General features: G+C 66.9%; 13 protein-coding genes. 7 read left to right on the top strand and 6 right to left on the bottom strand.

All coding sequences use genetic code 11. The annotated features are described in order from the left end of the window. The first annotated feature begins 33 nt into the window (after positions 1-33). The 3 genes from aroA to bcp are packed head-to-tail and all read left to right on the top strand — an operon-like array spanning position 34 to position 2,912. The gene (gene aroA / locus FIV50_RS06540) at positions 34-1,359 is read left to right on the top strand and encodes a 3-phosphoshikimate 1-carboxyvinyltransferase (RefSeq protein WP_140036731.1); all 1,326 of its coding nucleotides are present in this window, start codon (positions 34-36) and stop codon (positions 1,357-1,359) included. After that, positions 1,356-2,429, top strand: a complete 1,074-nt coding sequence (gene rsgA, locus FIV50_RS06535) for a ribosome small subunit-dependent GTPase A (RefSeq protein ID WP_140036730.1) — start codon at positions 1,356-1,358, stop codon at positions 2,427-2,429. Before aroA ends, rsgA begins: the two co-directional genes overlap by 4 nt. Before the next feature lie 9 nt (positions 2,430-2,438). Then, a complete protein-coding gene (bcp, locus tag FIV50_RS06530) occupies positions 2,439-2,912 on the top strand; it encodes a thioredoxin-dependent thiol peroxidase (RefSeq protein ID WP_140036729.1) in 474 nt (157 codons plus the stop codon). 3 nt (positions 2,913-2,915) lie between these two features. Here the strand turns inward: bcp and FIV50_RS06525 are convergent, their stop codons facing one another. Further along, entirely contained in the window at positions 2,916-3,299 is a 384-nt protein-coding gene (locus FIV50_RS06525; protein ID WP_140036728.1) for a hypothetical protein, read from the bottom strand. A gap of 235 nt (positions 3,300-3,534) precedes the next feature. On the opposite strand from FIV50_RS06525, the gene FIV50_RS06520 reads away from it, so the two are divergent. Then, on the top strand, positions 3,535-3,783 hold the full coding sequence (locus tag FIV50_RS06520; protein WP_028503730.1) for a WhiB family transcriptional regulator: 249 nt from the start codon (positions 3,535-3,537) through the stop codon (positions 3,781-3,783). Positions 3,784-3,858: 75 nt separating this feature from the next. Here the strand turns inward: FIV50_RS06520 and FIV50_RS06515 are convergent, their stop codons facing one another. Together FIV50_RS06515 and FIV50_RS06510 are read right to left on the bottom strand one after the other, a co-directional pair. Further along, positions 3,859-5,343 (bottom strand): sensor histidine kinase, encoded by a 1,485-nt coding sequence (locus tag FIV50_RS06515; RefSeq protein ID WP_140036727.1) that lies wholly within the window; start codon positions 5,341-5,343, stop codon positions 3,859-3,861. 24 nt (positions 5,344-5,367) lie between these two features. Beyond that, positions 5,368-5,754 (bottom strand): Rv3235 family protein, encoded by a 387-nt coding sequence (locus FIV50_RS06510; RefSeq protein ID WP_181164351.1) that lies wholly within the window; start codon positions 5,752-5,754, stop codon positions 5,368-5,370. Between the two features lie 94 nt (positions 5,755-5,848). Between FIV50_RS06510 and FIV50_RS06505 the strand changes: the two genes are divergently transcribed. Further along, complete coding sequence (locus FIV50_RS06505) at positions 5,849-6,493, top strand: hypothetical protein (RefSeq protein WP_258184457.1); 645 nt, start codon at positions 5,849-5,851, stop codon at positions 6,491-6,493. Here FIV50_RS06505 and FIV50_RS06500 read toward each other — a convergent pair. Beyond that, positions 6,481-6,759 carry a helix-turn-helix domain-containing protein gene (locus tag FIV50_RS06500; RefSeq protein WP_140036726.1) on the bottom strand — a complete coding sequence of 93 codons (279 nt, stop codon included), beginning with the start codon at positions 6,757-6,759 and terminating at the stop codon, positions 6,481-6,483. The two genes, FIV50_RS06505 and FIV50_RS06500, sit on opposite strands and share 13 nt — an antisense overlap. Before the next feature lie 97 nt (positions 6,760-6,856). On the opposite strand from FIV50_RS06500, the gene FIV50_RS06495 reads away from it, so the two are divergent. Then, entirely contained in the window at positions 6,857-7,477 is a 621-nt protein-coding gene (locus tag FIV50_RS06495) for a hypothetical protein (RefSeq protein ID WP_140036725.1), read from the top strand. After that, positions 7,474-8,715, top strand: a complete 1,242-nt coding sequence (locus FIV50_RS06490; protein ID WP_140036724.1) for an AAA family ATPase — start codon at positions 7,474-7,476, stop codon at positions 8,713-8,715. The genes FIV50_RS06495 and FIV50_RS06490 overlap by 4 nt, the downstream gene beginning before the upstream one ends. On the opposite strand, the gene FIV50_RS06485 is transcribed toward FIV50_RS06490, so the two are convergent. After that, entirely contained in the window at positions 8,639-9,865 is a 1,227-nt protein-coding gene (locus FIV50_RS06485; RefSeq protein WP_140036723.1) for a pyridoxal phosphate-dependent aminotransferase, read from the bottom strand. The two genes, FIV50_RS06490 and FIV50_RS06485, sit on opposite strands and share 77 nt — an antisense overlap. A gap of 67 nt (positions 9,866-9,932) precedes the next feature. After that, positions 9,933-12,740 (bottom strand): preprotein translocase subunit SecA, encoded by a 2,808-nt coding sequence (gene secA, locus FIV50_RS06480; RefSeq protein ID WP_140036722.1) that lies wholly within the window; start codon positions 12,738-12,740, stop codon positions 9,933-9,935. Between the last annotated feature and the right edge of the window lie 162 nt (positions 12,741-12,902).

Below are 12,902 nucleotides of genomic sequence, written 5' to 3'. Positions count from 1 at the left end.
TTCGGACACTCGCGTTTACTAAGGTGGGAACCGATGAGCGCGAACAGGTATTCCCCCTCCCCTGTCCAGGGCGTCTATGTCGCGCCGACGAGCACCGCAGCCGTCCATGCGACCGTGACCATCCCCGGCTCGAAATCGCTCACCAATCGCGAGCTCATCATCGCCGCGATCGCGGACGGACCGGGCAGGCTCATCGCCCCTCTGCACTCCGACGACTCCCGACGCATGATCGACGCCCTCCGCGCCCTGGGCGTCGGCATAGAGGAGATCGACGGCAACGGAGAGTTCGGGCCCGACCTCGCGATCACTCCGGCCAAGCTCGTGGGCGGCACCACGATCGACTGCGGCCAGGCCGGCACCGTGATGCGCTTCATCGCGCCGCTGGCTGGGCTCGCACAGCACGACGTGCACCTCACCGCACACGAGACGGCCCTGCACCGTCCGATGGGCGGCCTCATCAGCGCACTACGCGACCTCGGAGTCGACATCGACGACGAGGGCACGTGGGCCCTGCCGTTCACCGTCCGCGGCCACGGGCGTATCCGCGGCGGACGCATCGAGATCGACGCCTCGGCATCCAGCCAGTTCGTCTCGGGACTCCTGCTCGCCGCCCCGCGCTTCGACGTCGGTCTGCACCTCGTGCACACCGGCGAGCATCTGCCGAGTCTTCCTCACATCGACATGACCATCGAGGCGCTGAGCCGTCGCGGCATCCGGATCGAGCGACCCGCGACGGGCGAGTGGCTCGTGGAGGCAGGCGTGCCACGCGCCAAGGAGATCGCCATCGAGCCCGATCTCTCGAACGCCGCCCCGTTCCTCGCCGCTGCACTGGTCACGGGGGGCGCGGTATCGGTGCCGGGTTGGCCGGTGCACTCCACCCAGCCGGGCGCTCTGCTTCCCGAGATCCTCCAGGCCATGGGCGCGCACGTCGGCCGTCACAGCGGAACGCTGACGGTCAGGGCGGGAACCGAGATCCGCGGGCTCGACATGGATCTGTCGGCGGCGAGCGAGCTGACCCCGACACTCGTCGGGCTCGCTGCGTTCGCGTCCGGCCCCACCACTATCCGCGGCATCGGTCACATCCGACTCCACGAGACAGATCGCATCGCAGCTCTCATCGGCGACATCCGCGCCCTCGGCGGCGAGGCGGAAGAGCTCTCCGACGGCCTGCGCATCATTCCGCGACCGCTGCACGGTGGCCGCTGGGCAGCGCACCACGACCATCGGATGGCGACGACGGGAGCCCTCATCGGCCTGCGGGTCCCCGGGGTCGAGATCGACGACATCGGCACCACGTCCAAGACTCTCCCGGAGTTCACCCTCCTGTGGGAGCGGATGCTGCGGGGCGCATCCACGTGAGCTGGCTCGACGACTCCGACGACCTCGAGGACGACTTCGAGGACTATGACGAGAGCAGCATCCGCACGCGCCCGAACCCGAAGGCCAACCGCCCCCGCACCAAGCGACGGCCGGCTCACGACGACGCGCAGATCGGCCGCGTCCTCGGGGTGGACCGTGGTCGGTACTCGGTGCTGATCGATGAGGACACGCCTGACGAGCGCATGATCACCGCGGCACGGGCGCGGGAGCTCCGCAGGAACCCGGTCGTCACCGGTGATCTTGCGAAGGTCGTCGGCGATGTCTCGGGCGAAGACGGCACTCTGGGCCGGATCATCGGTATCGCCGACCGCACGTCCCTCCTCCGACGCAGCGCCGACGACACCGACCAGGTCGAGCGGGTCATCGTCGCGAACGCCGATCAGATGCTCGTCGTCGTCGCCGCCGCCGACCCCGAGCCGCGTGCCCGACTGGTCGACCGCTACCTCGTGGCCGCGTTGGATGCCGGTGTCCGTCCGCTCCTCGTCGTCACGAAGACGGACCTGGCCGATCCCAGCACCTTCCTGTCGCATTTCGACGGACTCGACGATCTGCGCGTCTTCACCAGTGCACAGGATGAGATGCCCGTCGACGAGATCGGCGCTGCCCTCGTCGGACACTCCACGGTCTTCGTCGGCCACTCCGGTGTGGGCAAGTCGACGCTCGTGAACGCCCTGGTGCCCAGCGCCCTTCGTGCGACAGGGCACGTCAACCAGGTCACCGGCCGCGGCCGACACACCTCGTCATCGACCGTCTCGCTGAGATACGTCAGCCCGGAGGGCAACGGCTGGGTGATCGACACCCCCGGCGTCCGATCCTTCGGTCTGGGGCACGTGAACCCCGCGAACATCCTCGCCGCCTTCACAGAGCTGGCGGAGATCGCCGAGAAGTGCCCGCGCGGATGCACCCACCTCGCGGATGCTCCGGATTGCGCGCTCATCGAAGCGGCCGAGAGCGGCGAGCTGAGCGAGACGGGACGGGCGCGCCTGGACTCACTGCAGAGGCTTCTGCAGACGTTCGCCGACAAGGCGGAGCAGACGCCCGGCCGGTAGGCTGAGCATGTGACTGTGCGCCTCGACTCCGGATCCGCTGCCCCCGACTTCGCTCTCCTCGACCAGGACGGCGCGACCGTCCGACTCGACGATCTGCGCGGCCAGAAGACCGTGCTCTACTTCTATCCGGCCGCCATGACACCCGGCTGCACGACGCAGGCCTGCGACTTCCGCGACAGCATCTCTTCGCTCGAGGGCGCCGGATACCGCGTGATCGGGGTCTCGCGCGACGAGCCTGTGAAGCTCGCCGAGTTCCGCGAGCGTGACGGTCTGACCTTCGCCCTTCTCAGCGACCCGGACCACGCCGTGCACACCGCATACGGAGTCTGGGGCGAGAAGATGAACTACGGCAAGGTCGTAGAGGGTGTCATCCGCTCGACCTTCGTGCTCGATGAGGAGGGCACGATCACCCTCGCTCAGTACAACGTCAAGGCCACAGGGCACGTCGCGCGTCTGCGCAAGCTGCTCGGCATCGACGCCTGAGACTCACTCCGCCGGGCGCTCGTTCTCGGCGCGCGTGCTTGCGATCAGCAGTGCGAAGCACAGCAGCGCGGGCAGGCCGACGCCGACGGTGAACGCCCAGGCCACCGGCTGCAGCGTGAGCGAGGCGAGCGCGATCGCGATGGCGAGCACTTGGAAGACGACACCGCCCGAGCGCGCCCATGAACGGCCCGTCCTGGTCCCGATGGCGAAGGCGAAGAGGGCGACAGCGCCGACGAACGTCAGCACGATGAGGGCGAGCGCCGTCGGCAGCGAGGCGGCATCACCTGCGCCGAGACCGACGAGTTCGATGAGGGCGAAGACGATCAGTGCGGCACCCTCTGCCGCGAGAACCGCGGAAGCCGCCAGAGCGAGGCCGGGTGAGCGCACTGTTGTCTCCTGAGAATCGAATGAGAACGGCGGAAACCCTTGATTTCGCCGGTTTCATGTAACAGAATAGACAACGTCATGTGCTCCCACAGCGGCGTGGGGCGGGCTTCGCGCTCGCATCACAGAAAGCGGGCATCCGTCCGTATCTCATACAGGGTAGCTGAACCCGATCTGCACCCGAAATCCGAGTCGTCGCAATGCGATGATTTCTGAAAAACCACACCGAGGAGCCCCCATGGACTGGCGCGATAAGGCCGCCTGCCTGACTGTCGACCCCGAGCTGTTCTTCCCTGTCGGGAACACCGGTCCGGCCGTCGACCAGATCGAGAAGGCGAAGACCGTCTGCGCCACCTGCACGGTGACTGAGATCTGCCTGCAGTACGCCCTCGAGTCCAGCCAGGACTCGGGCGTGTGGGGCGGTCTTTCCGAAGACGAGCGCCGGGCCCTCAAGCGCCGCGCCGCTCGCGCCCGCCGCGCCTCCTGAACATCGAGAAGCGGCCCGAGACGATGTCTCGGGCCGCTTCTCTGTCTCCGCTCGGTGCTGCCGGGGGCTCTCCGCCTACTTGGTCAGCCAGCGGAGCGGAATGTCGATGACGACCTCGGTGCCCTCGCCTTCGCTCCCCCGCCACTCGATCGATCCGCTGAGCTCGCCCTGAATGAGGGTGCGGATGATCTGAGTTCCCAGCCCCTGACCGATCCGCCCCTCCGGCAGCCCCTTTCCGGTGTCGTGCACCGTGACGCGCAGATTCTCCTCGGTGCGCGCCGCATCGATCGTGACCATGCCTTCCTGCCCTGCGAGGCCATGCTCGACGGCATTCGTGACAACCTCGGTGAGAGCGAGCGCCAGCGGTGTCGCGTATTCGCTCGGCAGGACGCCGAAGCGGCCCGTCGATCGCGTGCGCGCGCGGGTGTTCGGCGCCGACGCGACCTCGGCCACCAGCTTGAGGACGCGATGGAACACCTCGTCGAAGTCGACCTTTTGCGTCAGCCCCTGGGCCAGCGTGTCGTGCACGACGGCGATCGAATCGACGCGTCTCATCGCCTGAGTCAGTGCATCGCGTGCCTCATCGGAGTGCGTGCGTCGCGCCTGGATGCGAAGCAGCGAGGCGACGGTCTGCAGATTGTTCTTGACGCGGTGGTGGATCTCGCGAATCGTCGCATCCTTGGTGATGAGCTCCTGCTCCTGGTGGCGCAGCTCCGACACATCGCGGCACAGGAGGATCGCGCCGATGCGGGTTCCGTGATCCTTCAGCGGAATCGCCCGCAGCGAGACCGTGACGCCCCGCGCTTCGATGTCGGTCCGCCACGGTGCGCGTCCGGTCACGACGACGGGCAGAGACTCGTCGACCTGCCGAGACGGCGGCACTAGCCTCGTGGTGACCTCCGCGAGCGATTCACCCTCGAGCTCGTCATCGAACCCCATGCGATTGAACGCCGAGAGCGCGTTCGGGCTGGCGAACGTCGTGATCCCGTCGACATCGATGCGGATCAGGCCGTCCGACGCCCGCGGCGCACCGCGACGAGGAGATGTCGGAGCCGCGGGATCCGGAAAGCTGCCGTCGGCGATCATGCGGAAGATGTCATTGGCGCACTCGTCGAACGTGATCTGCTGCCGAGACGGAGTCCGAGCCTCGCCGAGGTTCGTGTGCCGGGTGACGACGCCGATGACGACGGCCTGGTGCTCAGCGCCGCGACGTTCGTTGACGATCGGCACTGCTCTGACACGCGTCGGGGTCTCTTCGAACCAGTCCGGTGAAGAGGAGTCCACGATCTTCGCCGAATCGAATGCCCCCTGCACCTGCGTGCGCCACTGAGGGCGCACCCGCTCGCCGACGATGTCCCGGTAGAACAGAGTGGCTGCTCCGCTCGGACGTGCGTGCGCGACGGCGACGAAGGATCCGTCGTCGGTCTCGATCCAGACCACGATGTCCGCCGAAGCGAGGTCCGCGAGAAGCTGACCGTCACCGGCGAGTCGGTGCAGCCACTCGACATCGTTGTCGGCAAGACGGCCCTGGGCATTGGCGAGGTCGCTGAGCGTTGACACCCCACCAGCCTAGAGCGCGCCGGCTCAGAGAACGGCCAGCGACGTCGCACGCCAGCGACGGTCGAGTCCTTCGAGGCGGATCGCCACCGCCCGGGTGCGGCCCGGACCAGCGACGACCACCACCGCTTCGACCTTGCCGTCGACAGGTTCGGTCACACGGATCGACAGGATCTCGAAAGTCGGGCGCGCAGGCGAGACCCCCCTCGCACTGCGCGCCCTCGCCGAGAGGTTCGCCCGCGTCACCAGGCTCCGGTACGCGTCTTCATTGAACCAGCGGGCGAGCTGATCGACTTCTCTGACTCCCGCGAGCACCTCGAGCACGCCCTGCGTCAGGCTCCGCAGCAGCGGATGCGGATCCGGAAGCTCGGCGCGAGGCGTCGGCTGCGGGGCGAAGTACTCGTGAAGCATCATCTGAGGCACTCTCCATCGGGAAGACTGCGCCAAGTAGAGCATGCGCACGGTCGCCGTCCGGGCCGCGTTCGCGATGTATGTGGATAACTCGTACATGCCCTCCTGGACTTCATTTACGGTGGGGCGCGTGCACTGGGATCGACTGTTCGAAGACCTCGAAGGCCAGCTCGCCTCAGAGTGGGAGAGCGAGCGTGCGGCGCTCGACGCCGAATCCGAGCGACTGCGCATCTCGCGGCTCGAACTTCGCAGCCGCCTGAGGGTGCTCTGCGCGTCAGCTGCTCCGGCGACCCTCGATCTGCCGGGCGGAAGACGTGTGCGTGCCCGGCTGAACGCGCTCGGCTCCGACTGGATCGCCGCCACGATCGCACAGGCCGAGGAATCGACGGCCAAGCGATCGACCCTGATCGTCCCGTTGCACGCGGTACGAGGGCTGACCGTCGACCACGGCCTGCTGCTGTCGAGTCTGGATGATGAAGGAGGCTCCGCGCCCGTGCTCCGCGAGCGTATGTCGCTCGGGTTCGTTCTGCGTGATCTCGCCCGGCGGCGGGCTCCGGTGAGGATCGTCAGCGTCGACGACTCCGACGTGCACGGAACCATCGACAGGGCGGGAGCGGATCATCTGGATCTCGCTCTGCACGATCCGGGTGAGGCGCGGATCGCCTCGTCGGTGCAGAGCTTTCAGATGATCCCATTCGCTGCCGTCGCCTCGGTGCAGACCTCCGGAGATCAGATGCCATGACGGCGGGAAGTACCCCAGACCTCCGGAAAACTGGCCTCGTTCGCCTGTCGCCACAGCGCCATGCGTCTGGCCTCCTCCGACTGCTCGGCGAGATACTCCGAAAGACTCGACGCCTCGATGCGCCATCGGGCCGGCGCGCCGAGCTTGGATCCGCGCAGACGACCCTCATACACGAGTTCGACGACCTCGTCGATCTCGATGCTCAGCAGCTCCGCCACCTGCGCCGGAGCGAGGAAGCCCTGCGCCGGGTGAGAGGAATGAGGCATGCTCCCATTCTCCTCCTGCCGTGCCGGAGCGCCAGCGTCGACCCGATGCTGTGGATAAGTCTCGAGCAGCCGCATCGATTTCTGTGACCATGTCGGCATGAGCAAGTTCGTCCGTTCCCGTCGCGCCGTCTGGGGTGACGCGCGCTTCCTGATCGGCATCGCCGTCGTCGCGTTGTCGATCGGCGGCGTCTGGGCCGTCGTCTCCTCCTCCGGCACCACGACCCCTGTGCTTCAGGCGACGCGCACTATCGTGCTCGGCGAAGCGCTCGTCTCGGGCGACTTCCAGGTGGTCGAAGTCGGCCTCGGCACTGTCACGGACCGCTACCTGGCACCGCAGGAGCTCAGACCAGGTCAGGTCGCGTCCCGCACACTGTTCGAGGGAGAGCTCCTGGCGACCTCTGCGACCGAGGACGCCGATGCCGACAGGACGACCACGATCGTCGTCGAGAGCAGCACGGGGATCCCGGGCGAGGTCGCCGCCGGGAGCGTCATCGAGCTCTGGCACTCGCCACCGGTCGGCGACGACGGCAGCCAGAGTCCCCCTCGCATCCTCGTGGCCGACGCGATCGTCGCATCGGTCACGAAGACGGAGGGGATGCTCGCTGCGGAGGGAACCACCGCGGAGGTGGTGATCGACCGAACGGATGTCCCTGAGGTGCTGGCCGCGATCACCGGCGGCTCTGCGCTCTCCATCGTGCCGATCGGCTCGGCCTCATGACCTCGGTCATCATCGCCGTTACGGAAGCCCGCGCGCGCGTCCTGGCCGACGAGCTGGAGATGGAGGGCATCAGTGTGGTCTCCATCGTCCAGCCGAGCAGGATCCTCCCTCTGCCCGAAGGCGTCGATGCCGCCATCGTCACCGCCACCCGCGCCGTGCTGACGCCCGAGCTCATCGCTGAGTGCGACAGGGCAGGCGTGCGGATCGTCCCGCTCGGCGACAGCGACAGCAGACTGCTCGGGCGCTACGGACTCGCCACTGCACTCCCGACGGATGCGAGCGGCTGGGAGGTCGCGGCAGCGCTGACCGCTGACATCCCCGACACCGTCGAGCGTGCCGCATCACCGCCACATCGCGTGACGGCCGTGTGGGGCCCTTCCGGGGCACCCGGAAGGTCGACCATCGCGATTCAGCTCGCCGTCGAACTCTGTCGGACGGGTCGGCGCACCGCCCTGGTGGATGCCGACACCGTCGCGCCGTCACTCGCGCTCCTTCTGGGGCTCAGCGACGATGCGCCCGGCATCGCCGCAGCGTGCCGACGCGCAGAACTCGGCGCACTCGACTCGGCCGAGCTCACGCGGCTCGCGACGATCCTCGAGACCAGCGCCGGAGAGATCGAGGTCCTCGGCGGCATCAATCGCCCAGGACGCTGGCCGGAGCTGGGAGCCCGCCGCCTTCAGACCACTCTGCGCGCCTGCCGCAGTTGGGCGGAGGAGACCGTCGTCGACGTGGCGAGCGCCTTCGACGCAGACGACGAGGCCACCTACGACCTCACCGGACCGCGCCGCCACGCGGCCACGGTCGCGGTGCTGCAGGAGGCGGATTCGATCATCGCGGTCGCGTCAGCCGACCCCCTCGGCATCAGTCGCTTCGTGAGAGAACATGCCGAGCTCAGAAGACTCACCACCCCCACACCCGTCAGGGTCGTCGTGAACCGCGTGCGGCCAGGCCCCCTGGGCATCGACGCGCGTGGTCAGATCCGACGCACCCTCGAGAGGTTCGCAGGCATCACCGACATCGCGTTCCTCCCGTTCGATCAGCGCGCCGCTGACTCCGCTCTGCTGCACGCACGGCCGATGGCTGATCTCACCCCGCGCTCGACACTGGTCGCCGGCGTGCGTCGCATTGCAGAGACCTACGCCTCTGCGGTGTCGCAGCCGCCTACTGGCGGTAGCTCGAGAGGAAGTTCCCGAGGCGCTCGACGGCTTCTGCGAGCACGCGAGGCTCGGGAAGCGTGACGAGCCTGAGGTGATCGGGCGTCGGCCAGTTGAAGCCGGTCCCCTGCACGAGCAGAATGTGCTCGGAGACCAGCAGGTCGTAGACCAGCTTCGCATCATCCCTGATCTCGTGGACATTCGGGTCGAGACGAGGGAAGGCGTACAGGGCGCCGACAGGCTTGACGCAGGAGACCCCGGGGATCGACTCGAGCCCTTCCCACGCGATGTCGCGCTGCTCGTGCAGGCGTCCGGTCGGAGCGATCAGGGAATCGATCGACTGCACTCCCCCGAGAGCCGCCTGCACCGCGTACTGCGCGGGCACGTTCGGGCAGAGGCGCGTGGATGCGAGCAGGTTGATCCCCTCGAGGAACCCCTTCGCGTGGTCCTGAGGCCCGGTGATCACAAGCCATCCGGACCGGAATCCGGCGACTCGATACGTCTTCGAGAGTCCGTTGAAGGTCAGGCACAGAAGATCGGGCGCCAACGTGGCCGTAGGGATGTGCACCGCACCGTCGAACAGGATGCGGTCGTAGATCTCGTCGGAGAGCAGCAGCAGCTGGTTCTCTCTCGCGATCTGAACCATCCCCTCGAGGACCTCGCGCGAGTAGACGACGCCGGTCGGGTTGTTGGGGTTGATGATCACGAGGGCTTTGGTGCGAGGAGTGATCTTCGACCGGATGTCCTCGAGGTCGGGCTGCCAGCCGTTGTCCTCGTCGCAGAGGTAATGCACCGGAGTGCCGTCAGCCAGACTCGTCATGGCGGTCCACAGCGGATAGTCGGGTGCCGGGATCAGCACCTCATCGCCCTCGTCGAGAAGCGCCTGCATCGTCATCGTGATGAGCTCGGACACGCCGTTGCCGAGGAAGACGTCCTCGGGATCGAATCGGGGGAACCCGGGGATCTCCTCGTACCGGCTGACCACGGCGCGGCGCGCCGAGATGATCCCCTTGCTGTCGCTGTACCCGTGAGCGGTCGGAAGCGCCGCGAGCATGTCGTGCACGATCTGGTGGGGTGCCTCGAAGCCGAAGATGGCAGGGTTGCCCGTGTTGAGCTTGAGGATCCGGTGTCCCTCGGCCTCGAGCCGCGCCGCCTCGACGAGCGTGTTTCCACGGATCTCGTACAGGACGTTCTTGAGCTTCGACGACTGGTCGAAGTGGCGCGTTGGTGTCATTGCGCAAGCCTACAATGACGAGAAGAGGGGCCGATCCATCCGGACCGGCCCCTCTTCGTACGTGCTGCTACTTCTTCTTCTTGCCCTGCGCCCGGCGCTGCTCACGGTTGCCGGCAGGTGCCGCAGAGGGCTCCGTGCGCTGCCCGAACGCTCCGCGCGGAGCTTCCTCTGGCTCTGCCTGCGCGGCCGGCGTCTGACGCGCGGCAGCCGCCTGACGGAGCTTCTCGGTCGCTGCCTGCTGGACTCGCCCTCGGTCGTCGCGCACCTCGACCTCGCCGGCGTCGTTCGCCGCGGAGTACTCGAGATGCTGGTCTCCCGCACCTTCGGCAAGGCCCTTGGCCTCGACCTCGGCGGTCTGTGAGTCGCCTGCGCGGCGAACCTCGACCTCGAGGTTGTAGAGGTATCCGACGGATTCCTCCTTGATCTGCCCCATCATCGACTGGAACATCGCGTAGCCCTCACGCTGGTACTCGATCAGCGGGTCGCGCTGCGCCATCGCACGAAGGCCGATGCCGTCCTTGAGGTAGTCCATCTCGTAGAGGTGATCGCGCCAGCGACGGTCGAGAACCTGGAGCACGACGCGACGCTCGAGCTCGCGGGTGGCCGCTTCTCCGAGCGACTCCTCGCGGGTCTCGTAGGCGATCTTCGCGTCGGAGAGCAGCTCACGGGTCAGCCCGTCCGCGGTGATCCCGCCCTTGCGGCCTGCGGCCTCCGAGACGACCTCGTCGATCGTCACACTAACCGGATAGAGCGTCTTGAGCTCTGTCCAGAGTGCGTCGAAGTCCCAGCTCTCGTTGTGCCCCTCGCCGGTGTGATCCCGCACCACGCCGCTGATCGCGTCTTCGATGAAGTGCTGTACCCGGTCGGCGATGTCGTCGCCCTGCAGGATGTGACGGCGGTCGGCGTAGATCGCCTCTCGCTGGCGGTTCAGGACGTCGTCGTACTTGAGGACGTTCTTGCGCATCTCGGCGTTGCGGGACTCGACCTGCGACTGAGCGCTGCGGATGGCCCGCGACACGAGACCCGACTCGATCGGGACGTCGTCGGGGAAGTTGGTGCGGGCCAGGATCGCTTCGGCGGCCCCCGACTGGAACAGACGCATCAGGTCGTCGGTGAGGCTCAGGTAGAAGCGGCTCTCGCCCGGGTCACCCTGACGACCGGAACGGCCTCGCAGCTGGTTGTCGATACGACGCGACTCGTGGCGCTCGGTGCCCAGGACGTAGAGGCCGCCGGCCTCGATGACCTTCTCGGCCTCCTCGGCCACGATCGCCTTCATCGCCTCGTAGGTCTCGTCCCACGCGACCTCGTACTCCTCAGGCGTCTCGACGGGGTCGAGCCCCTTGCCCTTGAGCTCCTGCACCGCGAGGAACTCGGCGTTGCCGCCGAGCATGATGTCGGTTCCACGACCGGCCATGTTGGTAGCGACCGTGACGGCGCCGAGGCGCCCTGCTCGCGCCACGATCTCTGCCTCACGCGCGTGGTTCTTCGCGTTCAGGACCTCGTGCTTGACGCCCTTCTTGGCGAGGAGTCGCGACAGGTACTCGCTCTTCTCGACGCTGACCGTTCCGACGAGCACAGGCTGGCCGTTCGCGTGGCGCTCGGCGATGTCCTCGACGACCTGGGCGAACTTGGCGGTCTCGTTCTTGTAGACGAGATCGGACTGATCCTTGCGGACCATCGGCCGGTTCGTGGGGATCGGGATGACACCGAGCTTGTAGGTCGACATGAACTCGGCCGCCTCGGTCTCGGCGGTACCGGTCATGCCGGCGAGCTTGTCGTAGAGACGGAAGTAGTTCTGCAGCGTGACCGTGGCGAGAGTCTGGTTCTCGGCCTTGACCGGCACGGCCTCCTTCGCCTCGATGGCCTGGTGGATGCCCTCGTTGTAGCGACGTCCGACCAGGATGCGGCCGGTGTGCTCATCGACGATCATGACCTCGTCGTTCATGACGACGTAGTCGGTGTCCTTCTTGAAGAGCGCGAGGGCCTTGATCGAGTTGTTGAGGAAGGAGATCAGCGGGGTGTTCGCGGACTCGTACAGGTTGTCGATGCCGAGGTAGTCCTCGACCTTCTCGATACCGGGCTCGAGCACGCCGACCGTGCGCTTCTTCTCATCGACCTCGTAGTCGACGCCTGCTTCGAGGGTGCGGGCGATCTTCGCGAACTCGGCGAACCAGCGGTTGGCCTCTCCCGACGACGGACCGGAGATGATCAGCGGCGTCCGTGCCTCGTCGATGAGAATCGAGTCGACCTCGTCGACGATCGCGAAGTAGTGCTCGCGCTGGACGAGGTCTTCCTTGCGCCACGCCATGTTGTCGCGAAGATAGTCGAAGCCGAACTCGTTGTTCGTGCCGTAGGTGATGTCAGACGCATACTGCTCGCGACGCACTGCCGGAGTCTGACCCGAGACGATGATTCCGGTCGACATGCCGAGTGCCCGGTACACGCGGCCCATGAGCTCGGCCTGGTAGCTCGCGAGGAAGTCGTTGACGGTGATCACGTGGACGCCCTCGCCCGCGATCGCATTCAGGTAGGCGGGGAAGGTGGCGACCAGGGTCTTGCCCTCACCGGTCTTCATCTCGGCGATGTTGCCGAGGTGAAGAGCGGCACCACCCATGATCTGCACGTCGTACGCACGCATCCCGAGCGTGCGCTTCGCCGCCTCACGCACCGCGGCGAACGCCTCGGGCATGAGCTGGTCGAGCGACTCGCCCTTCGCGAAGCGCTCGCGCAGCTCGACGGTCTCGTTGCGCAGTTCATCGTCCGTGAGCTTGGAGATGTCCTCTTCCAGCGCGTTCACGGCCTTCACCACCTGGTTCAGGCGACGGATGACCCGCCCCTCTCCCGCGCGCAGCAGCTTCTCAAGAGGATTCGCCACAGATGTCATCTCCCTGTCGATGGTTCCGGCGGCGCCGCTTGTCGGGCACGCGCCAGGCATACCTTGTCATGTTACCCGTCCGTGACCTGCACGTCGTCTGCATGGCGCGCCGCCCTGACGTTTCCGAGTATGTATATATTGATCCACGACACCGGGAGGTCC

The organism is Microbacterium foliorum (assembly GCF_006385575.1).
Taxonomy (GTDB): domain Bacteria; phylum Actinomycetota; class Actinomycetes; order Actinomycetales; family Microbacteriaceae; genus Microbacterium; species Microbacterium foliorum_B.
Note: the sequence above shows the minus strand (reverse complement) of the source record. Positions and strands in the feature narration are given on the sequence as shown.